The following is a 25,470-nucleotide window of genomic DNA, read 5'->3' on the forward strand; positions in this document are numbered from 1 at the left end:
ACCCACCGCGGCGCCCCCACGTCATGCCCGCGCAAGCGGACATCCACCCAAAATATCACCGTTCACTTATTCATGAGCCTCTCCAAACGCGATTTCATGCAGGTGCTCGGCGCCGCTTCGGTGGCCGGCATGGGTCTGGGCCGCTACGCCGAAGCGGACGCCGCGACGGCGCAGAAGGGGCTGTACGACCTGCCCACCTTCGGCAACGTCAGCTTCCTGCACATGACCGACTGCCACGCGCAGCTGAAGCCGATCCATTTCCGCGAGCCGAGCGTCAACCTCGGCATCGGGTCGATGCAGGGCAAGCTGCCGCACCTGGTCGGCGAGCACCTGCTCCAGCACATCGGCGTGCGCCCCGGCACCGCGCTGGCGCATGGCTACACCTTCCTCGACTTCGAGAAGGCGGCGCGCCGCTACGGCAAGGTCGGCGGCTTCGCGCACATGGCCACGCTGGTCAAGCAGTTGAAGGCCAGCCGCCCCGGGGCGCTGCTGCTCGACGGCGGCGACACCTGGCAAGGCTCGGCCACGTCGCTGTGGACCAACGCCCAGGACATGGTCGACGCCTGCAAGCTGCTCGGTGTGGACGTGATGACCGGCCACTGGGAGTTCACCTACGGCATGGAGCGCGTCAAGGAGATCGTCGAGAAGGACTTTGCCGGCAAGCTCGACTTCGTCGCGCAGAACGTCAAGACCAACGACTTCGGCGACCAGGTCTTCAAGCCCTATGTGATCCGCGAGGTCAACGGCGTGCCCTGCGCCATCATCGGCCAGGCCTTCCCGTACACGCCGATCGCCAACCCGCGCTACATGGTCGCCGACTGGGCCTTCGGGATCCAGGACGAGAACATGCAGGCGATGGTGGACGAAGCCCGCGGCAAGGGCGCACAGGTGGTGGTCGTCATCAGCCACAACGGCATGGACGTGGACCTGAAGATGGCCAGCCGCGTGCGTGGCATCGACGCCATCTTCGGCGGCCACACCCATGACGGCGTGCCGGTGGCGGTGCCGGTGAGCAATGCGGGCGGCAAGACACTGGTGACCAACGCCGGCTCGAACACCAAGTTCCTCGGCGTGATGGACTTCGACGTGAAGGGTGGCAAGGTGGTGGATTTCCGCTACCGGCTGCTGCCGATCTTCGCCAACCAGCTGAAGGCCGATCCGGCGATGGACGCGCTGATCACCAAGGTCCGCGCGCCGTATGAAGCGAAGCTGTCGGAAAAGCTCGGCGTCACCGACGGCCTGCTGTACCGGCGCGGCAACTTCAACGGCTCGTGGGACCAGCTGATCTGCGACGCGCTGATGGACGTGCAGGGCGCCGAGATCGCGTTCTCGCCCGGGTTCCGCTGGGGCACGACGCTGCTGCCGGGTGAGGCCATCACGCGCGAGCTGATGATGGACCAGCTCGCCATCACCTACCCCTACGCCACCGTGACCCAGATGAGCGGCGAGATGCTCAAGACGGTGCTGGAGGACGTGGCCGACAACCTGTTCAACCCCGACCCCTACTACCAGCAGGGCGGCGACATGGTGCGCGTGGGCGGGCTGCAGTACACGATGACCCCGGGCGAGAAGGCCGGCAACCGCATCAGCGACATGCGCCTGAAGGGCAAGATGGTCGAGGCGGGCAAGAGCTACAACGTCGCCGGCTGGGCGCCGGTGTCGGAAGACGCGGCCAAGGCGGGCAACAAGCCGGTGTGGGACGTGGTGGAAATGTGGCTGAAGGGGCAGGGCGGGCGGGTCAAGGCGCGCACGGTCAACACGCCGAAGCTGGTCGGGGTGGCGGGCAATCCCGGCCTCGCGGCCTGACGATCTGAGGCACCATGCGGTGGATTCAACCAGGAGACACTCGATGAAGTTCCACACGATGCTCGCCGCTGCGGCGCTGTCGCTGGCCAGCCTGGCTGCCGCCGCGCAGGACAAGGTGGTCTACCACGTCAATGACACTGCCACACAGGCGCTGGCGACGCTGCGCAACATCCGCAACCACCTCGACACCGACCCGACAGCCAAGATCACGCTGGTGGCGCATGCCTTCGGTGTCGATTTCTTGATGGAGGGCATGAAGGACCGCAGCGATGCGCCCTTCGATGCCACCGTCGCTGCGCTGAAAAGCCGTGGTGTGGTCTTCGAGATCTGCGAGATCACGCTGAAGAACCGCAACCTCAAGCGCGAGCAGTTCATCCAGGAGGCCGATTTCACCCCGTCCGGGGTCGTCCGGCTGACGAAGCTGCAACTGCAGGGCTACGCCTACATCAAGCCCTGACCGCGGGCCTCGGGTCTGTCCTGTGGTGTGCCGGCCCGCTTGGTGCCGGTGACCATGGACCAGACCAGGTTCTCGCGGTGTTTCAGGCTTTCGTAGACCGCGGCGGACACATGGACCGCCACGGCCAGCAGCGTGGCGTCGACCAGCAGCAGATGGACCGACTCGACGACCTCGTTGCCCCACCAGGCATCGGTGGTCATCATCCAGCCGGTGACGCCGATGCCGATCACCATCGCCAGCAGGAACAGGATCATCACCGCCGCGGCCGGGTTATGGCCGAGGAAGCGGCGTTCCTGTCCGCGCAGCATGTCGCCGGCGTAGGCGATGAACACCATCGGGCGTGGAACGAAGCTGGCGAAGCGGGCATGCCCGGCGCCGGTGAAGCCCCAGACGATGCGCGCCGCCACCAGCGCCAGCGCCGTGTAGCCGCTGGCCTCATGCAGCCAGCGCGGCCCGCCCATGGTGCTGAAATAGGCGGTGAAGAAACTCAGCACCAGGCTCCAGTGGAAGACCCGCACGAAGCGGTCCCACACCCGCACGCGGACCTGACCGGTCGCGGTGCTGGCACTGCTCAGCGCAAGGTCCATGTGGCGGGTGTCGGCGGACATGTCAGTCCTTCGTGTTGAGTTCGGCAATGGCCCCGGTGATGGGGTGGAAATAGATCTCCACCCGCTTGCCATTGCGGTCATGGCCGTAGATCTCCCAGCAGCGGCCCTTGGAGACGTGCAGCTTCTTGACGTCGTCCTTGTAGCCCAGATCCTGGAACTTCTTCGTCATCTGTTCGGCGGTGAGCCATTTGTCCTGTGGCTCGTCGGTGCATTGCGGGCCGGCCCAGGTGGCGGTGGCTGCGCAGAGCAAGGCTGCGGCGAGGGTGCTGTGTGCCAGCAGGGGGGTATGCATGGTGGGCACTCCTGGTCAGGTGTGGTTGGCACCGTCGTCCGAGCCACGGCCGCGGCGGCCCGAGCCCGAACCGTCGTCGCTGCCACGGCCACGGCGAGCGTGCTCGGTGACATCGCCGGCGTCATCGGTGCTGCTGCCGCGACGACCCTGGCCTGATGAACTGCTGCCGCTGTCGCTGCCGCGGCCCCGGCGGGCGTGCAGGGTGATGTCGTCGGTGCTGTGGCGGGAGACCACCACCGTCGGCTCCTGATCGGCCGGGGTCAGCGCCGGGGCGACACGGGCGGACACGAGCAGGCTGGTGGCGGCGAGCAGGGTGGCGAGGGCCAGATGGAGTGAAGTCTTGTGCATGAGGTGCTCCTGAGGTTGGTGGGGCGGGACTGCGCCCGCACCTGGTTCAATGCACACCCCATGCCCAATGGGAAAAATTGCTTCAATCAACTGCAAGTCGTTGATTTGTAATGTTTATTAAGCCATTCTTGGTTAATGAAATGGCAATTTTCCGGCTTGGATGACCCACCGACCGGGCCCGGGTGGGTGAAATCCCCCGGGGCAATTCCCCCGCACAGGTGTGTCGGTGGCCGGGATCAGGAGCCAAGATCGCCGAACTCCGTGTCGCGCAGGCCCAGCCGCTCCAGCCGGTAGCGCAGCGTGTCCCGCGAGATGCCCAGCAGCCGGGCGGCCTGCGTGATGTTGCGGCCGGTGCGCCGCAGGGCAGTCTCGATCAGGCGCCGCTCGGCGCGTTCGAGGTGGAGGTCAGTGTCTTCGGGCGTGGTGCCGCCCGGACCTGTTGCCGCGGCTTCGGGCACTGCAGCCGTCGGCTCGGGCGTGCTGGCGATGGCCCCCAGTTCCCGGCTGGACACCTCCGCGCCGTTGCTCAGCAGCACGGCCTGCTCGATCGCGTTGCGCAGCTCCCGCACATTGCCCGGCCAGGGATGCTGGCGCAGCGCCGCTTGCGCGCCCGGCGACAGGCGCATCTCGCCGCGCCGGTAGCGCCGCGCGTGCAGCGCCAGGAAATGCCGCGCCAGCCCGAGGATGTCCTCGCCGCGCTCGCGCAGCGCCGGCACCGGGATGTCCACGATGCGCAGCCGGAAGAACAGGTCGGCGCGGAACTGCCCCTCGCGCACGAGCTGCTCCAGCGGGCGGTGCGTGGCGCTGATGATGCGCACATTGACCTGCTGGTCGCGCAGCCCGCCCAGGCGCCGGAAGCGCTTGTCCTCCAGCAGCTTGAGCAGCTTGACCTGGGTCGAGGCATCGGCCTCGCCGATCTCGTCGAGGAAGAGCGTGCCGCCCTCGGCGGTCTCGACCAGGCCGGGCTTGCGCTGGCGGGCGTCGGTGAAGGCGCCTTTTTCGTAGCCGAACAGCTCGGCTTCGACCAGCTGGGCGGGCAGGGCGCCGCAGTTCAGCTCGACGAAGGGCTGCGCGCGCCGCGGCCCGCCGAAATGCAGCGCCCGCGCCACCAGCTCCTTGCCGGTGCCGGTCTCGCCCTGGATCAATACGGCCGGTGGCTCGGCGTCGGCGAGCTGCTGCTCGGCGTCGAGCAGGCGGCTGATGCGGGCGCGCAGCTGCTGCATGGCCGGAGACACGCCGATCAGCGTCTCCAGCCCGCTGCGCGTGGCCTCGCGCTGCTGGAAGTAGCCGACGGTCTGCTCCAGCCGCGCCTGGCCCGCTAGCCGGTCGAGCAGCAGCCGCAGCGCGCTCAGCGACACCGGTTTGCTCAGGTAGTCGGCCGCGCCCGACTTCATCGCCTGCACCGCCACCTCGACACCGCCGAAGCCGGTGACGAGCACCACGCGCGCCTCGGCGTCGAGCGTGCGCAGCCGCACCAGCGTCTCCAGCCCGCTGATGCCGGGCAAGTTGTGGTCGAGCAGCACGACATCGGGGCGGAACTGCGGGTAGAGCTGCAGCCCTTCCTCGCCCGAGGTGGCGACGCGGGCGTCGTAGCCGTGGCGCTCCAGGAAGGTGGCGATGTTGCGGGCCAGGGTCTGTTCGTCGTCGATGATCAGGACGGCTCGGTTCATGTCGTCGGTGTTCTGTTCAAGGGTCAGTGGTCAATGGTGGGCAGACGCAGGTGAACCGAGGTGCCCCGACCCTGGACGCTGTGGATGCGGATGTCGCCGCCCGCGCGCTGGGCCACCCGGCGTGCCAGGGCCAGTCCCATGCCAAACCCCAGCGGCTTGCTGGTGTGGAAGGGGCGGAAGACGGCCTCCAGCCGGGCCGGCTCGATGCCGACGCCGTTGTCGGTCACGCTGATGACCACCTTCGTGCCGTGTCGGCGCGCCTGCAGCCGGATGCGATCACCCGGCCCGGTGGCCTCGCAGGCATTGGTCAGCAGCGACTGCAGCACCTGCGTGACGAGCACCGGCTCGATGGCGACCTGGCCCGGATCCCCGTCCAGCGCCAGCTCCAGCCGCTTGCCCTGCTGGCGGATTTCCGGGGCCAGCCGCCCGGCCAGCGTGGCGAGCACCTCGTGCAGGTTGGCGCGGGTGCCCGGGGCGTCCGGGTCCGCGGCCGGGCTGGCGTAGGTGAGCATCGTGCGCACGAGGCCCTCGATGCGGTCGGCGTCGCGCATGACCTGCGCCTGCGTGCCCTGCGGGTCGCCGTCGATTTCACGCTGCAATTCTGCGGTGCTGCGGATCGAGCCGAGCGGGTTGCGGATGCTGTGGGCCACGGCGGCGGAAATCTCGCCGACCAGGGCCAGCGCGTCGGCCTCGACCAGGCGGCGCTGCTGCTCGGCCAGCGCGCGTTCGGTGTGGCGCACGAAGCCGATCAGGCACAGGAACAGGAAGACACCGCCGACCCCGGCCCCGACCCAGACCAGTCGTTGACCCGAATGGATGGCCTGGAACAGATCGACCGGCTGGCGGTACAGTTCGATCACACCGACGACCGCCTGGTGGTCATGGCCCAGCACGGGGATGTAGTTCTCGATGTACCGCGCCGTCGCGGTGTCGAGCAGCACATGCTCGGACTTGCCGGACGGATGCTGCTGGTTGTCACCCGTGGTGATGTCCACCACGACTTCGTTGCGCAAGGCGCGTTCCAGTTCCGGGTTGTCCTCGAAGCGCAGGCCGATGAGTTCCGGCCGGCTCGACCACAGCATGCGCCGCTCCAGCGTGTAGACGTTGATGCGCAGCACGTCCGGGATGGCGGCGATGTGGGTGAAGAACTCCTGCAGGCCAGGGTTGCGCTGCAGGTCACCGGCGTGCAGTGCGGCGGCGATGTTCTGGCTGTCGGCGATGCCCTGGACGAAGCCGCGGCTGACGGTGGCGTCCCGCGCCAGCAGGCTGCTCTCGATGAAATTCGACAGCGTCCAGGCCAGCACCGCACTGAACACCCCGATGGCCAGCGCCCCCGACACGACGAATCGGGGGAGCAACTTCAGCGTTCCCATGCACGGGCACCTCCTGCGGCCTGTGCGGCCATCATAGGACGGCCGGCGTGACCGTTCGGAGGCTGTTCAGGTGGTCGACAGGGTCGGCTCGTGGTGTGCGCGGCCTTCCAGCCGGAAGACGGACACGGCCGCGACCAGCTCCTGGGCCTGGACCTTCAGGGTGTTGGCGGCGGCGGCACTCTCCTCGATCATCGCCGCGTTCTGCTGCGTGACCGAGTCCATCTGGGTCACCGCCTGGCCGACCTGGCTGACGCCCAGGCTCTGCTCGCGGCTGGCGGTGCTGATCTCGGCCATGATCTGGTGGACCTGCTGGATGGAGGCCACGATCTGCGTCATCGTGCGGCTGGCTTCCTCGACCAGCGTGGTGCCCTGCTGCACTTGCTCGACGCTGCCGGTGACCAGTCCCTTGATCTCCCGGGCGGCGCTGGCGCTGCGCTGCGCCAGGTTGCGCACCTCGCTGGCCACCACTGCGAAGCCCCGGCCCTGCTCGCCGGCCCGCGCGGCCTCCACCGCAGCGTTGAGCGCCAGGATGTTGGTCTGGAACGCGATGCCGTCGATCACGGCAATGATGTCGGTGATGCGGTGCGAGCTGGTGTGGATGCCGTGCATGCGCTCGGACACCTGGGCCATGACCATGCCGCCCTGACCGGCGATGGTGGACGCTTCCTGGGCAAGCCGGTTCGCCTGCTGGGCATGGTCGGCGTTGTGGCGCACCGTGGTGCCGAGCTGCTCCATCGTCGCCGAGGTCTGCTCCAGGGCGCTGGCCTGTTCTTCCGTGCGGCGGCTGAGGTCGTTGTTGCCCTGCGCGATCTGCACGCTGGCGCTGGCGACCTGCTCCGCGCTGGCCTGCACGCCGGTGACGATGCGGCCCAGACTGGTCCGGATCTGCTGGATCGCCAGCTGCAGCTGCACGGCCTCGTCGCTGCCCTCGGGCGTGCGCTGTTCGGTCAGGTCGCCCTCGGCCAGCCGGTGCGCGGAGTCGATCGCCCGCGCGATCGGCTCGGTCATGTGACGCGCCAGCCACAGTGCAGTCCCGGTCGCGAGCACCGAGGCCAGCAGCAAGGCTGCCGCGATGCCCCACTGCGCACGCTCCACCTGCTGCCGCGCCGTGTCGGTGAGCCGGAGTCCGTCCTGCTCGATGGACTCCGACAGCGCGCCCATCTCCTGCTCCAGCACACCGAAGGCCTGCTGGAACTGCGCCGCGGCCGCCGAGGTCTCCTGGGCGTTCACACGGGCGGCCTGCAGCGTCTGGCGTGCGGCGGCCAGGTAGCGCACCACCAGTGGCTGCACCTTTTCCAGGGCTTGTCGGCTCTCTGCGTCCAGAGGCAGTGCCTGCAGCTGTGCCAGCACTTCCTGGAACTGCTGCGCATGGGCGTCCAGATCGCGCTGCGCTTCCTCGATCGAGGCCGGGTTCGATTGCAGGGCACCGAGCATGCCGAGCAGGGCATCGCCGCGCACGGCGTCGTGCATCATGTCCGCACGCTGGCTGGCTTGCAGCGCCGACCGGGCCGTGACCGTGGATTCGATGGTCTGGCTCAACCAGGTGTTGGCCATGAGTCCCGCACCGCCGACCAGCGTGGCCAGCGCGATGCCGGCCAGGCCGAGGGTGATGATCTGGGTGCGCATCTTCATGGAGAACTCCTGCTGGATCCTCCATGGTGACGGCTGGTGCGGCCCTCGTCGGGCCGATGACCGAGGCAAATCGGGTGCTTCCCTCGGCTTGTCGTCAGGGCCGTGCGTAGCTCGCGCTCAGTTCCGGGTCTCCGTGCGGGCTCATGGGCGGCACCGGCTGCGCGGCTTCCCTGGGCTGGTCGAGCAGCCGGTCGGTCAGCATCGCAGCCCCCCAGATCGCCGACAGCGTCACCCAGGAGGTCAGCGTGAACACCGCCGCTCCCGACACCCCGGCCCCCACGGCGCAGCCACCGGCCAGCATCCCGCCGAATCCCATCAGCACCGCACCGGCGATGTAGCGGCGCATGGCCTGCCCGCCCTGGAAACCTTCGAGCTTGAGTTCACGCCAGAGGAGCGCCGACAGGAAGGCCCCTGCCGCCACGCCTGGCACCAGGCCGAGGTCGAACTTCAGCGGCTGACCGGGCGGCGACAGCACCAGCATCAGCGTGTCGGCGGCCGGGCCGGTGAACGACAGGCTCTGCACCGGCACCACCAGGTCGAACGCCTGGCGCGAGACCATCCAGGTCAGCAGCCAGGCGCAGGCGACCATCACGCCGACCCCCATCGCGCCGAACCAGCTCCAGAAGCGCACCCGCTGGCGCCGCGCCCAGACGAGTGCCGCCACCAGCCACACCGCGCCGAACAGCAACGCGCCGGTGTGCCCGATGCCCGTGAGGGCCAGCAGATCCCGGGACGCCCCCCCTTCGACCGTCCACCAGCCGGCGATTTCCGTGCGCAGCGGCGACAGCAACCCGGACAGCGCCGACTGCGCCGTGACCGCGAACACGAGGCCCGACAGCAAGGCCCGCAGGTTGCCCTGCGCCGCCAGCACCAGCAGCCGGCTGGAGCAGCCGCGGGCCAGGATCATGCCGGCCCCGAACATCGCGCCGCCGATCACCGCCCCCGACAGGCTGCCCCGCGCCGCCAGCTGGCGCGCACCGCTGACATCCAGCCAGCCGAACTGGATGAAGGCCTGCGTCAGCAGCACCGCGGTGGCAAAGGTGAACAGCCACACGGTGAGCTTGCCCTCCTGCGTGCCGCGGGAGAACTCGATCACCGCCGAGCGCAGGCAGAACCGCGAGCGGTGCGCGAAGAAGCCGAACAGCATGCCGACGGCTGCGCCGACCAGCGTCACCGTCCACATCTCGCCCAGATGGGCCATGAGCGATTCCAGCATCGCCGTCTCCTGATGACCATCGTTGATGGCTGATATAAGACGGTGATGATGCAGTCCGGTGGGCTGGCCGGACTTGATGTGGGTCAGCTCCGGCGTCAGACGCGCGGCGTCACGTCAGCATGTCGGCCCAGATGTTGCGCGCCCAGGCGTCGGCATAGCGGCTTTCCAGATCGGAACGGGCGTCCGACACCCCACCCGAGCCGCCGATGGTGAAGAAGCTCTTCTTCGGCGCCTGGTACTCGTGGACGCTGGCCACATGGATGGCGTGGGTCTCGTCGACGAAGCTCATGCAGACATTGGTCAGCATCGGGTGCGGATTGACCTCCAGACCCTGCAGTTCGGCGACGATGGCCGCGGAGGCGACCTTGGCGTGCGAGTTGGCCATGTGGCCGGACTTGGGCATGCCCTGGGCGATCTGGATCGCATCGCCGATGACGTGGATGTCCTTGGCCGCTGTCGACTCGAAGTTCAGGAAATTGACGTGGCACCAGCGAGCGTTGGCGTTCGCCAGCCCGGTCTGCACCGCCAGGGCGCCTGCGCGCATCACCGGCAGCACGTTCAGCACGTCCGCCTTCACGTCGTCCTGGATCTCGAACTTGATGGTGCGGTTCTTCGCATCCACCGCCGTGACCTTGTGCTGGGGCCGGTACTCGACCATGTTGCCGTACAGCTCGTTCCAGGCGCGCTTGAACAGCGGGCCCTTGGAGGTCACGTCCGGGTTGCCATCCAGGATCAGCACCTTGGACTTCGGCTTGGCCTTCTTGAAGTAGGCCGCGATGACGCTGGCGCGCTCGTAGGGGCCGGGCGGGCAGCGGTAGGGCGCTTCGGGGATGGTGATGGCGTAGGTGCCGCCGTCGCGCATGGCTTCGAGCTGCTGGCGCAGGGCCATCGTCTCGGCGCCGGCCTTCCAGGCGTGCAGGATCTGGCCGGAGGCGTGGGCCGCCTGCAGTCCCTCGGTCTGGTCCCACATGAAGTCGATGCCGGGCGAGAGCACCAGCTTGTCGTACTGCACCACGGTGCCGCCGGCCAGCGTGGCGGTCTTCTTCACCGGGTCCACCGAGGTGACCATGTCGTGGACGATGCGCACGCCGTGCTTGCCGCTCAGGCCGGTGTAGGGGTTGGTGATGTCGGCCATCGTACGCTGGCCGCCGATCACCAGGTTCGACACCGGGCAGGACACGAACTGCCGGTTCGGCTCGACCATCATCACGTCGATGGTGTAGTCGGACAGCAGGCGGATGTACTTCGAGGCGGTCGCGCCGCCGTAGCCGCCGCCGATGACCAGCACCTTGGCCTTGGAAGCCGAGGTGCCGCCGAGCGAGGCACAGCCAGTCAAGCCGAGTGTTCCGCCCGCGATCAGGCCCTGGAGAAGATGTCTGCGTTGCATGGTGTGGGGCTCCTTCGGCTTACTTCAGGGCGGCGAAATACTTCGCCAGCGCTTCGAGCTGCTCCTGGGAGTAGCCTTTGGTGATCTGGTGCATGATCGTTGCCTTGCGCTCGCCCGAACGGAAGGCCATCAACTGGGACAGGATGTAGTCCTCTGGCAGCCCGGCCAGGCGGACCAGCGCCTCGCCTTCCACGGCACGGCCGTCGGTGCCATGGCACTGGGCGCAAGTGGCCGCCAGTGCACGCAGGCGCAGCAGCTCCGGATCCTTGGCGTGTGCCGTGGAGACGGACAGCAGGCCGGTGCTGCTCAGCAGCAGGCCAATCAGCCAGCGTAGGGCGACGGGGGATCGGAACATGGGGCTTTCTCCTCGGACTGGGACATGGATTTCCAATGGTGTAGTGTCTTGAATATCATTCCATACGAATTTAGTGTTTTCCCGGATGGTTCGGGGCGGAGAGGTGCATGACAAGGACGCACAGCGCACACAGACCTGATCCAGGGCGCCGCCGGGCATGTGCCCGCCTGCTGGCGCTGCCCTGGATGGCCGCACCGTTGCTGGCCCGGGCGACGCCGGTCGCTGTCGGCCAGTCGGTGCCCTGGCCGACGGTTCGGCTGCTCGACGGCCGCACGGTGGGGGCCGAGCAGCTCCGCGGGCGGGCCGTGGTGGTGACCTTCTTCTCCACCGACTGCGGCTACTGCCAGCGCCACAACCAGCGCCTGGACAAGCTGGCGCGGGCCACGGGCGATCTGCCGTTGACGGTGTTCGCCGCGGCGCTGGACCGCACCCCGGCGCCGGTCGAGGCCTATCTGGCGCGCCAGGGCTACAGTTTTCCGGTGACGATGGATGCCGCGCCCCTGCGGGCGGTGCTCACTGCGCGGCGCAGCTATCCGGTCACTTGCGTGACCGATCGCCAGGGCGTGCTGCGGGAGGTGATTCCCGGGGAGATGGCCGAGGAGGATGTGATGGGGCTCGTCAAGTGGGCCAGAACCTGAGGAATTGAAGAATCGAGGCGATCTGCTCTCAATGGGCGGTGGTGGTGGTCGATACAGAGGGTTCCTGCTTGAGGGTCGCCCCAGCTCTTGCCCTTGCCCATGTCCGCGTCCGCGTCCGCCACACCCCGATTCAGACTGCTGCGCTTCTTCTCGGTGACGAGCCTGATCGGCATTGTCGTGGTGATGGTCGGCCTGATGCTGGCCTACCGGGCGCTGACGATGCAGCATCTCATCGAGCATGAAAGCCGCGCCAACGCCAGCCTGACACGGGCTTTCGCCAACACCACCTGGGAGCGCTACCGCGATCTGGTCCTCACCGCGCCGGGCCGCGGGCGCGAGGCGCTGCTCGCCGATCCGCGCATGGCGATGCTGGAGGCCGAGATCCGCCAGCAGATGCAGGGCCTGCACGTCGTCAAGGTCAAGGTCTACACCCCGGACGGGCTGACCGTGTTCTCGACCGAAGCGCGGCAGGTCGGAGAGAGCAAGCAGGGCATGCCGGGCATCGTGGCCGCCCAGGCGGGCGAGGTGGTCAGCAGCCTGAGCCACCGCGAGAAGTTCAATGCCTTCGAGGGGATGATCGCCGACCGCGACCTGATGTCCTCCTATGTGCCGGTCGGCAGGGCCTCGGGTGGCGGACCGGAGGCCGTGTTCGAGATCTACTCGGATGTGACCGAACTGCTGGAGCACGAGCAGGAGGCCCAGTGGCAGGTGGCCGGGCTGGTGCTGGGCTTGCTGCTGTCCCTGTACGTCTTCCTGTTCTTCGTGGTGCGGCGGGCGGACCGCGTGATCGAGCGGCAGCGGCGCGAGCAGGTGGACCAGGAGCGGGCCATGCGCCACCAGGCCCACCATGACCATCTCACCGGCCTGCCCAATCGCCTCAGCTTCGGCAAGCGGCTGGAGCGGGCGCTGGTGCAGGCCACGCGGACGGGCCAGTCGGGGGCCTTGCTGTTCATCGATCTGGACCGCTTCAAGCAGGTCAACGACAGCCTGGGCCATGCCGCAGGCGACCAGTTGCTGCAGACCGTCGCCCGGCGGCTGAGGGCGGTGCTGCGTCAGGAGGACCGGCTGTTCCGCATGGGCGGGGACGAGTTCACCGTCATCCTGTCTGCGGTGGACAGTGCCCTCGAAGCCGCACGGCTGGCGGAGCGGCTGCGCCTGGCCGCTTCGCAGCCCGTGGTGATCGGGGGGCAGGAGGCCTCGGTCGGTGCCACGATCGGCATCGTGCTCTTTCCGGGCTCGGCCACCGGAGTCGGCACCGAGACCGCGGACGAACTGCTGCGCCGCGCCGACGCCGCGATGTACCGCGCCAAGGCCCAGGGGCGGGGCACCCACGCCTTCCATGGGGATGTGGTGCCCGGTGCGGTCGTCAGTCCTGCGGATCCGCCAGCCAGGGCCGGTCATGCGCGGCCAGATGTGTCTCCCCTTCTTCCAGGATGAAGTAGCGCAGCGCCTCGGCCGCCGGTGACAGCAGCCGTGAGGGCAGGTGGACCACATTCCAGGTGCGGATGACCGGCGTGTGCGCTGCATCCACCAGCGCGAGTTCCCCCGCACGCAGCTCCAGCCCGAGCGTGTGCAGCGACAGGAAGCTCAGGCCCATGCCGGCCATCACGGCCTGCTTGATCGTCTCGTTGCTGGGCATCTCCATGGCGATGCGCGGCGTCAGCCGGTGTTCATCGAAGAAGCGGTCCATCAGCGCGCGGGTGCCCGAGCCCTGTTCGCGCACCACCAGCGGGTGGTGGGACAGCGCGGCCAGCGCTTCCTGTGGTGTGTGGTCTTCGCGCAGGACCGGGTGACCCGGCGGGGCGACGAAGACATGCGGGTGGGCCGCGAAGGGCTCGGCCCGACAGGCCAGCTCGCGCGGCGGCCGGCCCATCACCGCCAGATCGACTTCGCCTGCCTCCAGCAGCCGCACCAGATCCTCCCGGTTGGCGCCCACGCGCAGCCGCAGCTCGACGCCCGGGTGCTCGTCGCGGAAGCGCGCCAGCAGCCGGGGCACGAAGTACTTGGCCGTGGCCACCAGCCCGATCGTCAGCAGCCCGGTGTCGAGGTGGCGCAGCCGCGCCATCGCCGTCTCGGCGTCCTTCAGTGTCGCCAGCACCTTGCGGGCATAGACCAGGAAGTATTCACCGCCGGTGCTCAGCGACACCTTGCGGCCCTGCCGGTCGAACAGCGGCAGCCCGACCGCCTCCTCCAGCTCCTTGACCTGCATCGTCACGGCGGGGGGCGTCAGGTGGAGCCGCTCGGCCGCCCGGACGAAGCTGAGTTCGCGCGCGACCTCGGCGAACACACGCAGCTGGCGCAGGGTCAGGTTCTTCATGGGCGCTCCGTGGTTCACTGATTCATTGATTCATTGATTCAGAAATCCTGAATCGAAAGCCAACAAGTCGTGAATTTACCTGAGTGATCGGGCTTCCTACAGTGCGGACATCCCCAACGCAGCCTGAGCGCTGCACCACAGCCGCCCCACAGCAGGAGACCGCCGCCATGAACCAGCCCGTCGATCCCGGTGTCATCACCGACGCGAAGAAGCGCTACAGCGCCGGCGTCCTCAAGTACCGCCAGATGGGCTACTGGGACGCCGACTACGTGCCCAAGGACACGGACACGCTGTGCCTGTTCCGCATCACGCCGCAGGACGGTGTCGATCCGATCGAGGCCGCCGCCGCCGTGGCCGGCGAATCGAGCACTGCCACCTGGACCGTCGTCTGGACCGACCGTCTCACCGCCTGCGACAGCTACCGCGCCAAGGCCTACAAGGTGGAGCCCGTGCCGGGCCGACCGGGCGAGTATTTCGCCTGGGTGGCCTACGACATCATCCTGTTCGAGGAAGGCTCGATTGCCAACATCACCGCCAGCCTCATCGGCAATGTCTTCAGCTTCAAGCCGCTGAAGGCCGCGCGCCTGGAGGACATCCGCATGCCGGTGGCGCTGGTCAAGACCTTCAAGGGGCCGCCGACCGGGCTGGTGGTCGAGCGCGAGCGGCTCGACAAGTTCGGCCGTCCGCTGCTGGGGGCGACGACCAAGCCCAAGCTCGGGCTGTCCGGTCGCAACTACGGCCGCGTGATCTACGAAGGCCTGAAGGGCGGCCTGGACTTCATGAAGGACGACGAGAACATCAACTCGCAGCCCTTCATGCACTGGCGCGACCGCTTCCTCTACGTGATGGACGGCGTGAACAAGGCGAGTGCGGCCACCGGTGAGGTCAAGGGCAGCTACCTCAATGTGACCGGTGCGACGATGGAGGACATCTACGAGCGCGCCGAGTTCGCCAAGGAGCTGGGCTCGGTGGTCATCATGGTGGACCTCATCATCGGCTGGAGCGCGATCCAGTCGATCGCCAACTGGGCGCGCCGGAACGACATGATCGTGCACATGCACCGCGCCGGCCACGGCACCTACACGCGGCAGAAGAACCACGGCGTGAGCTTCCGGGTGATGGCCAAGTGGCTGCGCCTGGCCGGCGTCGACCACCTGCACACCGGCACCGCGGTCGGCAAGCTCGAAGGCGATCCGATGACGGTGCAGGGTTACTACAACGTCTGCCGCGACTCGTATACGAAGCAGGACCTGCCACGCGGCCTGTTCTTCGACCAGGACTGGTGCGACATGAAGAAGGTCATGCCGGTGGCCTCCGGCGGCATCCACGCCGGGCAGATGCACCAGCTGATCGACCTGTTCGGCGACGACGTGATCCTGCAGTTCGGTGGCGGCACGATCGGCCATCCGGCAGGCATCCAGGCCGGTGCGGTGGCCAACCGCGTCGCGCTGGAATGCATGGTCAAGGCCCGCAACGAAGGCAAGGACATCCGCAACGAAGGCCCGGACATCCTGCGCAAGGCGGCCCAGACCTGCACGCCGCTCAAGCAGGCGCTCGACACCTGGGGCGAGATCTCCTTCAACTACACCTCCACCGACACCAGTGACTACGCCGTCACGCCGTCGGCCTCGAACTGACGCCGGCCCGCCGCACCGCACAGGAGCACTCCACCATGATGACCAACCCTACCGGCCGCGTGACGCAAGGCCAGTTCAGTTTTCTGCCCGATCTGACGGACGCCGAGATCACCCTGCAGGTCGAGTACGGCCTGCGCCACGGCTACGCCTGGAGCATCGAATACACCGACGACCCGCATCCCCGCAACACCTACTGGGAGATGTACGGCATGCCGATGTTCGATCTGCAGGACGCGGCCGGTGTGCTGCAGGAGCTGAACCAGTGCCGCCAGACCTTCCCTGGCCACTACATCCGGCTGATGGCGTTTTCCTCCGTGCGCGGGGTCGAGTCGATCACGATGAGCTTCATCGTCAACCGACCGGCCAGCGAACCCGGTTTCGGCCTGACACGCCAGGAAGTCCAGGGACGCTCGCTGCGCTACACCGTCCACAGCTACGCCACCGACCGTCCCGAGGCCGAGCGCTACGGCGCCTGAGGGAGCCCCCATGACCACCCCGGCCTGCATCGCCCCCTCCATCCTGTCCGCCGACTTCGCCCGCCTGGGCGACGAGGTGAAGAACGTGCTCGCCGCTGGCGCCGACTGGATCCACTTCGACGTGATGGACAACCATTACGTGCCCAACCTGACCTTCGGGCCGATGGTCTGCCAGGCGCTGAAGAAGCACTCGGTCAAGCCCGATGGCACGCCCGCCCCGATCGACGTGCACCTGATGGTGTCGCCGGTGGACGCGCTGGCGCAGGCGTTCTGCAAGGCCGGGGCGGACCTGGTGAGCTTCCACCCCGACGCCTCGACGCATGTGGACCGCACGCTGCAGCTCATCCAGGCCGAGGGCGTGAAGGCCGGCCTCGTGTTCAATCCGGCCGAGCCGCTGGACGTGCTGGAGTGGGTGATCGACCGGGTGGACCTGATCCTCATCATGAGCGTGAACCCGGGCTTCGGCGGACAGAGCTTCATCGACTCGGCGCTGCGCAAGATCGAGAAGGCCCGCAAGATCATCGACGCCAGCGGACGCGACATCCGGCTCGAAGTCGATGGCGGCATCAAGATCGACAACATCCGCCGCGTGGCCGATGCGGGCGCCGACACTTTCGTCGCGGGCAGCGCGATCTTCAACGCACCGGACTACCGCGCCGTGGTCGACGCGATGCGCCGCGAACTTGGGGCCGCGCGATGAGCCAGCCGCTGTACGCCATTCCCGGCCAGACCCGTCCGGTCGACACGGCGCCCGCCCCGACCGCCCCGACCGCACCGGCGCGCACCGTCGGCGAAGTGCTCGCGCAAAGCCAGGTCGAGGCGGTGTTCGACGAACTGGAGCACGACCTGATCGGCCTGCAGCCGGTCAAGCAGCGCATCCGCGACATCGCCGCGCTGCTGGTGATCGACCGGCTGCGCGCCAGCGTCGGCCTGAACGCGGCCGCCCCCAGCCTGCACATGAGCTTCACCGGCAACCCCGGCACCGGCAAGACCACGGTGGCGCTGCGCATGGCCCAGATCCTCCACCGGCTCGGCTACATCCGCAAAGGGCATCTCGTGGCCGTGACGCGGGACGATCTGGTCGGTCAGTACATCGGCCACACGGCGCCCAAGACCCGCGAGATCCTGAAGAAGGCGATGGGGGGAGTGCTGTTCATCGACGAGGCGTACTACCTCTACCGCCCCGAAAACGAGCGCGACTACGGCCAGGAGGCGATCGAGATCCTGCTGCAGGTGATGGAGAACCAGCGTGACGACCTCGTGGTGATCGTGGCCGGCTACCGCGACCGGATGGACACCTTCTTCCAGTCCAACCCCGGCCTGAGCAGCCGCATCGCGCACCACCTCGATTTCCCCGATTACGGCGCCGACGAGCTGCTGGCGATCGCCGACCGGATGCTGAAGGCGCAGCACTACCGCTTCGGCGACGGTGCCCGCGACACCTTCGCCCGCTACCTCGACCTGCGCCTGCAACAGCCGCATTTCGCCAACGCCCGCAGCGTGCGCAACGCACTCGACCGCGCCCGGCTGCGCCAGGCCAGCCGGCTCTACCGCGAGCCGGACCGCGTGCTCGACGCCGAGGCGCTGACCACGCTGGCCGTGTCCGACATCGCCACCAGCCGTGTCTTTGCCGCTGCGCCCGAAGAACACCGACATCCCTGATCCCCGAGCCCTGAGGAGACTGTTCCATGCCCTTGTCCAATCGGTCCACGCTGACCCAGTACCTGATCGAGGAGCGGCGCCGCTTCCCGACCGCCAGCGGCGCGCTGAACGCGCTGATCCTGGATGTCGCACTCGCCTGCAAGGCGATTGCGCGGGCCGTCGCCTTTGGCGAGCTGGGCGATGTACTCGGTGGCGCGGGTGGCGCGGCCGTGCAGGGTGGCGCAGTCAATGTGCAGGGCGAGGAGCAGAAGAAGCTGGACGTGCTCAGCAACGAGGTCTTCCTGCGCCGCAACGAGTGGTCAGGCTGCCTGGCCGGGATGGCGTCCGAGGAGATGGAGGCGCCGTACCAGATCCCCACCCAGCACCTGCGTGGCCACTACCTGCTGGTGTTCGATCCGCTCGACGGCTCGTCCAACATCGACGTGAACGTGTCGGTGGGCAGCATCTTCTCGATCCTTCGGGCTCCCCAGGACGTGATCGACAGCGGGCGCGATGTCGTCGAGGCCGATTTCCTGCAGCCCGGCGCAGCGCAGATCGCCGCTGGCTATGCGCTCTACGGCCCGACGACGATGTTCATGCTCAGCGTCGGCAACGGTGTCGCCGGCTTCACGCTGAACCCGAACCTGGGCGAGTTCATGCTGACGCACGCCAACGTCCGCGTGCCCGAGGACACCCGCGAGTTCGCGATCAATGCGTCGAACGCGCGCTTCTGGGAGCCGCCGGTCAAGCGCTATGTCGACGAGTGCCTCGCCGGGGCGACCGGTCCGCGGGGCCAGGACTTCAACATGCGCTGGATCGCCTCGATGGTGGCCGAGGCGCACCGCATCCTGATGCGCGGCGGCGTGTTCATGTACCCGCGCGACACCAAGGACGCCAGCAAGCCCGGTCGGCTGCGGCTGCTGTACGAGGCCAACCCGGTCGGCTTCCTGATCGAGCAGGCGGGCGGACGCGCTTCCACGGGCCGGCAGCCCGTGCTGGGTGTGGCGCCGTCATCACTGCACCAGCGCATCGGACTGGTCTTCGGCTCGAAGCACGAGGTCGAGCGCATCGAGCGCTACCACCGCGAGCCGCCGCCGCGCGAGCTGCACAACCCGCTGTTCAGCGAGCGCAGCCTGTTCCGCGATTGACACGAACCAGATCCAGGAGACCTCCCCATGTCCGAACGCCACCCCATCATCGCCATCACCGGCTCGTCCGGCGCGGGCACCTCGTCAGTGACGCGCACCTTCGAGAACATCTTCCGCCGCGAGCATGTGCGTGCCGCGATCATCGAAGGCGACAGCTTTCACCGCCACGACCGCAAGGCCATGCGCGCGCGCCAGGCCGAAGCTGAGGCCGATGGCAACAAGAACTTCAGCCACTTCGGCCCGGAGAACAACCTCTTTCCCGAGCTGGAGCAGCTCTTCCGCAGCTACGGCGAGACCGGCAACGGCATGCGCCGCAAGTACCTGCACGACCCGGTCGAGGCCGCGCCCTACCAGCAGGAGCCGGGCACCTTCACGGCCTGGGAGCGCCTGCCGGAGAACACCGACCTGCTGTTCTACGAGGGCCTGCACGGCGCCGTGGTCACGCCTGAGGTCAACATCGCGCAGCACCCGGACCTGCTGATCGGCGTCGTGCCGGTGATCAACCTGGAGTGGATCCAGAAGCTCTACCGCGACAAGAATGTGCGCGGCTACTCGGCCGAGGCGGTGACCGACACCATCCTGCGCCGCATGCCGGACTACGTGAACTACATCTGCCCGCAGTTCGCGCACACCCACGTCAACTTCCAGCGCGTGCCGGTGGTGGACACCTCGAACCCGTTCATCGCCCGCGACATCCCCTCGGCGGACGAGAGCCTCTGCGTGATCCGCTTCGCCAACCCGAAGGGCATCGACTTCCAGTACCTGATGAACATGGTCAAGGACTCGTTCATGTCGCGGGCCAACACGATCGTGGTGCCGGGCGGAAAGATGGAACTGGCGATGCAGCTGATCTTCACGCCCTTCATCTGGCGAATGATGGACCGCCGCAAGCGTGTCCTCCACGCCATCTGACCCGCCACCGCGCCCACCCCCCCCGTCATGCCCGCGCAGGCGGGCACCCACGCACCCCAGGCCTCTCCATGACCTCCCCCTCCACCCCCGCCGACATGGCCAACGCGCTGCGCGCCCTCTCGATGGACGCCGTCCAGCGCGCCAACTCCGGCCACCCCGGCGCCCCGATGGGCATGGCCGAGATGGCGGTGGCGCTGTGGTCGCGCCACCTGCGCCACGACCCGAGCGACCCGCAGTGGCCCGACCGCGACCGCTTCGTGCTCTCGAACGGCCATGCGTCGATGCTGCTGTACGCGCTGCTGCACCTGACGGGCCACGACCTCTCGATCGACGACCTGAAGGCCTTCCGCCAGCTCGGCAGCCGCACCGCCGGCCACCCCGAGGTCGGTCACACGCCCGGCGTCGAGACCACCACCGGCCCGCTCGGCCAGGGCCTGACGAACGCGGTCGGCTTCGCGCTGGCCGAGAAGCTGCTGGCGCGCGAGTTCAACCGCCCCGGCCACACCATCGTTGACCACCGCACCTACGTCTTCCACGGCGACGGCTGCCTGATGGAGGGCATCAGCCAGGAGGCGATCTCGCTGGCCGGCGTGTGGCAGTTGAACAAGCTGGTTGCGCTCTACGACGACAACGGCATCTCGATCGACGGCCCCGTGCAGGGCTGGTTCGCCGACGACACCGCGGGCCGCTTCCGCGCCAGCGGCTGGGACGTGATCGGCCCGGTCGACGGGCACGACATCGACGCGGTGGACGCCGCGCTGGCACAGGCCCGCCGCAGCGTGGACAAGCCGGTGCTGATCATCTGCAAGACCCGCATCGGCCAGGGCTCGCCCAACCGCGCCGACACCGCCAAGGCGCACGGCGAGCCGCTCGGTGCGGCGGAAATCGCGCTGACCCGCGAGGCGATCGGCTGGCCGCATGCGCCGTTCGAGATTCCCGACGCGGTGCGGCTGGCCTGGGACGGGCGTGAAGACGGCCAGGCGGCGCACCGAGGCTGGCAGCGTCGCTTCGACGCCTACCGCGCCGAGCACCCGCAGCTCGCCGCCGAGTTCGAGCGCCGCGTGATGCGCCGGGCACTGCCGGGGGACTTCGCCGAAACCGTTGCCGAGGCCTTGGTGCGCTTCGGTCCGTCCACCGAAAACGTCGCCTCGCGCAAGGCGTCGCAGAAGGTGCTGGCCCAACTCGCGCCGCGCATCCCCGAGCTGCTCGGCGGCTCGGCCGACCTGACCGGCTCGAACCTGACCGACTTCCCCGGCTGCGGGGCGGTGCAGGGCGGTCATGTCGAAGGGCGCCACATCCACTACGGCGTGCGGGAGTTCGGCATGGCGGCGATCATGAACGGCCTCGCGCTGCACGGTGGCTACATCCCCTATGGCGGTACCTTCCTGACCTTCAGCGACTACAGCCGCAACGCCATCCGCATGGCCGCGCTGATGAAACAGCGCGTCATCCACGTCTTCACGCACGACTCGATCGGTCTCGGCGAGGACGGCCCGACCCACCAGCCGGTCGAGCACGCCGCGAGCCTGCGCCTGATCCCGAACCTCGATGTCTGGCGCCCGTGCGACGAGGCGGAGACGGCGGTGGCGTGGTGCCACGCGCTGGGGCAGGGCGAGCGGCCGAGCGCGCTGCTGCTGTCGCGTCAGAACCTGCCCGCACAGCCGCGCACGCCCGAGCAGGTGGTGCAGATCCGCCGCGGCGGCTACGTGCTGAGCGATCGGGCGCAGGCGCGAGCGGTACTCCTGGCGACCGGCTCCGAGGTCGGGATGGCGGTGGCGGCGCAGCAGCGGCTCGATGCGCTGGGCGTACCGGTGCGCGTGGTGTCGGTTCCGTCGAGCACGGTGTTCGACCAGCAGGACGCGGCGTGGCGGCGCGAGGTGCTCGGCAGCGGGCAGCCGCGCATCGGGGTCGAGGCGGGGGTCTCGCGCTGGTGGGGCCAGTACGGCTGCGTGGCCGCGCTGGGCGTCGACCGCTTCGGCGAATCCGGTCCGGCGGCGGCGGTGTTCGAGCACCTCGGGCTGACGGTCGAGGCGCTGGTCGCGCTGGTGCAGCACACCCTGGCGGCGGAGGCCCCGTGAGCATCGACGCCGTCACCTTCGACCTGGACGGCACGCTGGTCGACACCGCGGCCGAGATCGCCGAGGCGGTCAACCGCACGCTGGTGGGCCTCGGCCTGGCGCCGCGTCCGCTGGCCGAGATCACCGACCTGATCGGCCACGGCCTGCATCCGCTGATGGTGCGGCTGCTGCAGCGCCTGCAGACCGAGCGGCCCGGACTCGTCGGGCGGCTGCTCGCGGACGAGGTGCTGCCGATGCTGGACCGCCACTACGCCGCCACGGTCGGCACGCAGGCCCGGCCGTACCCCGGTGTCGCGGAGGCGCTGGACGCGCTGATCGCCGACGGCGTGCGGCTGGGCTGCGTCACCAACAAGGAAGGGCGCCATGCCCGGCGTGTGCTGGAGGCGTGCGGGCTTGCGGATCGGCTGGCGCTGCTGATCGCGGGCGACACGCTGCCCGAGAAGAAGCCGCACGCCTCGGTGCTGCAGCAGGCGGCACAGCGTCTCGGCGTGACGCCGGATCGGCTGGCGCACGTCGGCGATTCGCGCACCGACATCGAATCGGCCTGCAACGCGGGCGTAGCAGCCTGGGCGGTGCCGTATGGCTACAACGGCGGCGAGCCGATCGAGGCCGCTCACCCCCAGCAGATCTTTGCCGGACTGGCCGAGCTGGCCGCCCATGTGATCGCCCTCAGGGGCAAGGAAAACAGGAGTCTTTCCCCATGCGCCGACTGAACGCTGTGCTCTGGGATGTGGACGGCACGCTCGCCGAGACCGAGCGCGACGGCCACCGTGTCGCCTTCAACCTCGCTTTCGAGGCCCTCGGCCTGCCGTGGCACTGGGACGTGGCGCGCTACGGTCAGTTGCTTGGCATCACGGGTGGCCGCGAACGTCTGCAGCACGACATGGCCAGCCGCTCCGACGCTCCCGCCACCGCCCGCGAGCGGCTCATGCTCGCCGAGGAGCTGCACCGGCTCAAGAACCACCACTACGCCGAGCAGGTGCGCAGTGGCGCTGTGGTGCTGCGACCCGGTGTGGTGCAGGTCATGGGTCAGTGTGCGGAGCGCGGCATCCGCATGGCGCTGGCGACCACCACCAGCCGCGTCAACGTCGAGGCGCTGCTGCGGGTGCAGCTCGGTTCGCGCTGGGCGTCGTGGTTCGAGGCCATCGTCTGTGGCGAGGACGTGCGCCACAAGAAGCCCGATCCCGAGGTCTACCGCCAGGTGCTCGCGCAGCTTGGCCTGTCGCCGCTGGAGACGCTGGCCATCGAGGATGCGCCCATGGGCCTGGCGGCGGCGCGGGCGGCCGAAGTGCCGGTGGTGGTCACCCGCAGCGCATATTTCGACAACGCCATCTTCGACGGTGCCATCGCCATCGGACCGGGTCTGCACCAGCGGCAGGGTTGGCGGCCCGCGTTGCCGAAGGCTGAAGGAGCGCCCATCGGCCTCGACGACCTCATCGACTGGCACGCGCAGATGGACTGCGTGTCCCAGTCCGTCTGATCCAACACTGCACCAACACTGCACCAACACGGCTCTCCGGAGATTTCCATGGCCCTCGTTTCCTTGCGCCAGTTGCTCGACCACGCCGCCGAGCACGACTACGGCGTCCCGGCGTTCAACATCAACAACCTCGAACAGGTCCAGGCCATCCTGCAGGCCGCCCAGGCCACGAACAGCCCGGTGATCCTGCAGGCCTCGGCCGGGGCCCGGAAGTACGCCGGTGAAGCCTACCTGCGCCACCTCGTGCTCGCCGCGGTCGAGACGCACCCGGACATTCCCATCGTGCTGCACCAGGACCATGGTGCCTCTGCCGCGGTGTGCGTGCAGGCGATCCGCTCGGGCTTCACCAGCGTGATGATGGACGGCTCGCTGATGGAGGACGCCAAGACCCCGGCGAGCTACGACTACAACGTGCGCGTCACGGCCGATGTCTGCCGCATCGCGCGGGCGGTGGGTGTGTCGGTCGAGGGCGAACTCGGCTGCCTCGGCTCGCTGGAGACGGGCGAGGCGGGCGAGGAGGACGGTGTCGGCGCCGAGGGCAAGCTGCGCCACGACCAGATGCTGACCGACCCGATCGAGGCGAAGGACTTCGTCGCCCGCACCGGCGTCGACGCGCTGGCCATCGCCATCGGCACCAGCCACGGCGCCTACAAGTTCACCCGCCCGCCCACCGGCGAGATCCTCGCCATCGACCGCATCGCCGCGATCCACGCCGCGATCCCGAACACGCACCTCGTGATGCACGGCGCGTCGAGCGTGCCGCAGGAGTGGCTGGCCATCATCCGCGAGCACGGCGGCGAGCTGAAGGAGACCTATGGCGTGCCGGTCGAGGAGATCGTGCGCGGCATCCGCAGCGGCGTGCGCAAGGTCAACATCGACACCGACATCCGGCTGGTGATGACGGGCGCGATGCGGCGCAGCTTCGTGCAGCAACCCTCGGAGTTCGATCCGCGCAAGGCCTTGACCGCGGCCACCAAGGCGGCGCAGGCGCTGTGCCAGCAGCGCTTCGAGGCGTTTGGCTGTGCCGGCATGGCGGGGCGCATTCGGGCAAACCCGGTTTCAATGGCCTGAAATATCCATGATTGCTGATATAACATCCGGCCCGTCGGCCACTGTGGCCCGCGTCCCACCGAGACCTGCTGATGCCCTTCTTTTCCGTTCAGGCCCGCTGGCCGCTGGCGATGACCGCTGCTTTGGTGCTGTCGGCCTGCGCTCAATCCGACCAGGCCCACCAGCACCACGCCGGGCGCATGGCCCACGCCGGTCATGCAGGTCATGCTGCGCCCACGACCCAGGCGCCTGCACCCGCCACCCTGGCCTTGCGCACCGTGGTCGAGGCGACGCCGCAGGAGATGGAGCATGTGCTGGGCGACATGCAGAAGCTGCTGCGCTCGGTGGGTGAGATCAACGGCGCGCTGGCGGCCCGTGACTGGACCACCATCGAGCGGGTGGCCAGCAGCCTGCGCCCCGAGCACACCATGGGCAGCCGCGATCCGGCGGCGGTCAGTTTCCATGCCAAGCTGCCGCCGGGCTGGTCGGGCTACGGTGCCCCGATGCACCAGGGCTTTGCCCGCATCGCCGACGAGGCCCGCGGCGAGCGGCGTGTGGACGAGGTGCTGCGCACGCTGGCCAGCACCACCCGGCAATGTGTCGCCTGCCATGCGCAGTTCCAGCTCCGCGCGACCGCGGTCGGCGCGGCGCGATGAGTCACCGGGCATGGCTGGCCGCCGGTCTGCAGAGGTGCCGCTGCGGAGAGCGCTCCAGCCGCGGTGTCCATCGGCTCGCGGAGGATGGCCACACCCGCGTCTACTCGGTGGTTGATGGTTTCGAGGGGGATTTGTCCAAGGCCGGACGCCGCGAGGTGAATGGCTGGAAAAATGCGAGCCTCGCCTGGTTCTGCCGGCTCGACAAGTCCCGCCTGTATTTCCCGCGCTGATGGCGCCCGTCTTGTCTGTCTTCTCTGTCTTGTCTGTCCCTGTCCCTGTTCAATGCCCTTTGG

Annotated in this window: 26 protein-coding genes; 16 read left to right on the forward strand and 10 right to left on the reverse strand. The window is 68.5% G+C overall.

The genetic code is table 11. The features are described from left to right. The first annotated feature begins 72 nt into the window (after positions 1–72). A complete protein-coding gene (gene soxB / locus U5O44_RS01645) occupies positions 73–1,806 on the forward strand; it encodes a thiosulfohydrolase SoxB (protein ID WP_322586723.1) in 1,734 nt (577 codons plus the stop codon). Between the two features lie 43 nt (positions 1,807–1,849). Further along, entirely contained in the window at positions 1,850–2,263 is a 414-nt protein-coding gene (locus U5O44_RS01650; protein ID WP_322586724.1) for a DsrE family protein, read from the forward strand. Here the strand turns inward: U5O44_RS01650 and U5O44_RS01655 are convergent. The 9 genes from U5O44_RS01655 to U5O44_RS01695 all read right to left on the reverse strand — a co-directional run bounded on the left by U5O44_RS01655 (position 2,248) and on the right by U5O44_RS01695 (position 11,144). Beyond that, entirely contained in the window at positions 2,248–2,871 is a 624-nt protein-coding gene (locus tag U5O44_RS01655) for a cytochrome b/b6 domain-containing protein (protein ID WP_322586725.1), read from the reverse strand. The genes U5O44_RS01650 and U5O44_RS01655 overlap by 16 nt on opposite strands. Before the next feature lies 1 nt (position 2,872). Continuing rightward, a complete protein-coding gene (locus U5O44_RS01660) occupies positions 2,873–3,163 on the reverse strand; it encodes a PepSY domain-containing protein (protein WP_322586726.1) in 291 nt (96 codons plus the stop codon). A 15-nt stretch (positions 3,164–3,178) separates the two neighbouring features. Beyond that, complete coding sequence (locus U5O44_RS01665; protein WP_322586727.1) at positions 3,179–3,511, reverse strand: hypothetical protein; 333 nt, start codon at positions 3,509–3,511, stop codon at positions 3,179–3,181. Between the two features lie 236 nt (positions 3,512–3,747). Then, a complete protein-coding gene (locus tag U5O44_RS01670) occupies positions 3,748–5,181 on the reverse strand; it encodes a sigma-54-dependent transcriptional regulator (protein ID WP_322586728.1) in 1,434 nt (477 codons plus the stop codon). Between the two features lie 23 nt (positions 5,182–5,204). Next, positions 5,205–6,554 (reverse strand): sensor histidine kinase, encoded by a 1,350-nt coding sequence (locus U5O44_RS01675; RefSeq protein ID WP_322586729.1) that lies wholly within the window; start codon positions 6,552–6,554, stop codon positions 5,205–5,207. A gap of 66 nt (positions 6,555–6,620) precedes the next feature. Further along, positions 6,621–8,186 carry a methyl-accepting chemotaxis protein gene (locus U5O44_RS01680; RefSeq protein WP_322586730.1) on the reverse strand — a complete coding sequence of 522 codons (1,566 nt, stop codon included), beginning with the start codon at positions 8,184–8,186 and terminating at the stop codon, positions 6,621–6,623. Between the two features lie 94 nt (positions 8,187–8,280). Beyond that, positions 8,281–9,402, reverse strand: a complete 1,122-nt coding sequence (locus tag U5O44_RS01685; protein ID WP_322586731.1) for a YeeE/YedE family protein — start codon at positions 9,400–9,402, stop codon at positions 8,281–8,283. 109 nt (positions 9,403–9,511) lie between these two features. Then, positions 9,512–10,789, reverse strand: a complete 1,278-nt coding sequence (locus tag U5O44_RS01690; RefSeq protein WP_322586732.1) for an FAD/NAD(P)-binding oxidoreductase — start codon at positions 10,787–10,789, stop codon at positions 9,512–9,514. A 19-nt stretch (positions 10,790–10,808) separates the two neighbouring features. Next, positions 10,809–11,144 carry a c-type cytochrome gene (locus tag U5O44_RS01695; protein WP_322586733.1) on the reverse strand — a complete coding sequence of 112 codons (336 nt, stop codon included), beginning with the start codon at positions 11,142–11,144 and terminating at the stop codon, positions 10,809–10,811. A 185-nt stretch (positions 11,145–11,329) separates the two neighbouring features. On the opposite strand from U5O44_RS01695, the gene U5O44_RS01700 reads away from it, so the two are divergent. Beyond that, complete coding sequence (locus U5O44_RS01700) at positions 11,330–11,782, forward strand: TlpA disulfide reductase family protein (protein ID WP_322586734.1); 453 nt, start codon at positions 11,330–11,332, stop codon at positions 11,780–11,782. A gap of 99 nt (positions 11,783–11,881) precedes the next feature. After that, entirely contained in the window at positions 11,882–13,219 is a 1,338-nt protein-coding gene (locus U5O44_RS01705) for a GGDEF domain-containing protein (protein ID WP_322586735.1), read from the forward strand. Here U5O44_RS01705 and U5O44_RS01710 read toward each other — a convergent pair. Further along, positions 13,149–14,099: a LysR family transcriptional regulator gene (locus U5O44_RS01710; protein WP_322586736.1), complete on the reverse strand. Its 951-nt coding sequence runs from the start codon at positions 14,097–14,099 to the stop codon at positions 13,149–13,151. The two genes, U5O44_RS01705 and U5O44_RS01710, sit on opposite strands and share 71 nt — an antisense overlap. A 167-nt stretch (positions 14,100–14,266) precedes the next feature. Between U5O44_RS01710 and U5O44_RS01715 the strand changes: the two genes are divergently transcribed. The 12 genes from U5O44_RS01715 to U5O44_RS01770 all read left to right on the forward strand — a co-directional run bounded on the left by U5O44_RS01715 (position 14,267) and on the right by U5O44_RS01770 (position 25,407). Then, a complete protein-coding gene (locus tag U5O44_RS01715) occupies positions 14,267–15,736 on the forward strand; it encodes a form I ribulose bisphosphate carboxylase large subunit (protein WP_322586737.1) in 1,470 nt (489 codons plus the stop codon). Positions 15,737–15,771: 35 nt separating this feature from the next. Next, complete coding sequence (locus U5O44_RS01720; RefSeq protein WP_322586738.1) at positions 15,772–16,212, forward strand: ribulose bisphosphate carboxylase small subunit; 441 nt, start codon at positions 15,772–15,774, stop codon at positions 16,210–16,212. 10 nt (positions 16,213–16,222) lie between these two features. Further along, complete coding sequence (rpe, locus tag U5O44_RS01725; RefSeq protein ID WP_322586739.1) at positions 16,223–16,912, forward strand: ribulose-phosphate 3-epimerase; 690 nt, start codon at positions 16,223–16,225, stop codon at positions 16,910–16,912. Beyond that, positions 16,909–17,874, forward strand: a complete 966-nt coding sequence (gene cbbX / locus U5O44_RS01730; protein ID WP_322586740.1) for a CbbX protein — start codon at positions 16,909–16,911, stop codon at positions 17,872–17,874. The genes rpe and cbbX overlap by 4 nt, the downstream gene beginning before the upstream one ends. A 26-nt stretch (positions 17,875–17,900) precedes the next feature. Further along, positions 17,901–19,001, forward strand: coding sequence for a class 1 fructose-bisphosphatase (locus U5O44_RS01735; protein WP_322586741.1), 1,101 nt, complete (start codon positions 17,901–17,903; stop codon positions 18,999–19,001). A 27-nt stretch (positions 19,002–19,028) separates the two neighbouring features. Next, positions 19,029–19,913 (forward strand): phosphoribulokinase, encoded by an 885-nt coding sequence (locus tag U5O44_RS01740; protein ID WP_322586742.1) that lies wholly within the window; start codon positions 19,029–19,031, stop codon positions 19,911–19,913. Between the two features lie 68 nt (positions 19,914–19,981). Beyond that, positions 19,982–21,991, forward strand: coding sequence for a transketolase (gene tkt / locus U5O44_RS01745; RefSeq protein ID WP_322586743.1), 2,010 nt, complete (start codon positions 19,982–19,984; stop codon positions 21,989–21,991). After that, complete coding sequence (gene gph / locus U5O44_RS01750) at positions 21,988–22,704, forward strand: phosphoglycolate phosphatase (RefSeq protein ID WP_322586744.1); 717 nt, start codon at positions 21,988–21,990, stop codon at positions 22,702–22,704. Before tkt ends, gph begins: the two co-directional genes overlap by 4 nt. Next, positions 22,692–23,471, forward strand: a complete 780-nt coding sequence (locus tag U5O44_RS01755) for an HAD-IA family hydrolase (RefSeq protein WP_322586745.1) — start codon at positions 22,692–22,694, stop codon at positions 23,469–23,471. Before gph ends, U5O44_RS01755 begins: the two co-directional genes overlap by 13 nt. A 48-nt stretch (positions 23,472–23,519) precedes the next feature. Beyond that, positions 23,520–24,542, forward strand: coding sequence for a class II fructose-bisphosphate aldolase (gene fba / locus U5O44_RS01760; protein WP_322586746.1), 1,023 nt, complete (start codon positions 23,520–23,522; stop codon positions 24,540–24,542). Between the two features lie 71 nt (positions 24,543–24,613). Continuing rightward, a complete protein-coding gene (locus tag U5O44_RS01765) occupies positions 24,614–25,177 on the forward strand; it encodes a hypothetical protein (RefSeq protein ID WP_322586747.1) in 564 nt (187 codons plus the stop codon). Beyond that, complete coding sequence (locus U5O44_RS01770; RefSeq protein ID WP_322586748.1) at positions 25,174–25,407, forward strand: rhodanese-like domain-containing protein; 234 nt, start codon at positions 25,174–25,176, stop codon at positions 25,405–25,407. Before U5O44_RS01765 ends, U5O44_RS01770 begins: the two co-directional genes overlap by 4 nt. Positions 25,408–25,470: the final 63 nt, after the last annotated feature.

It is taken from the genome of Sphaerotilus sp. (assembly GCF_034519685.1).
Taxonomy (GTDB): Bacteria; Pseudomonadota; Gammaproteobacteria; order Burkholderiales; family Burkholderiaceae_C; genus Sphaerotilus.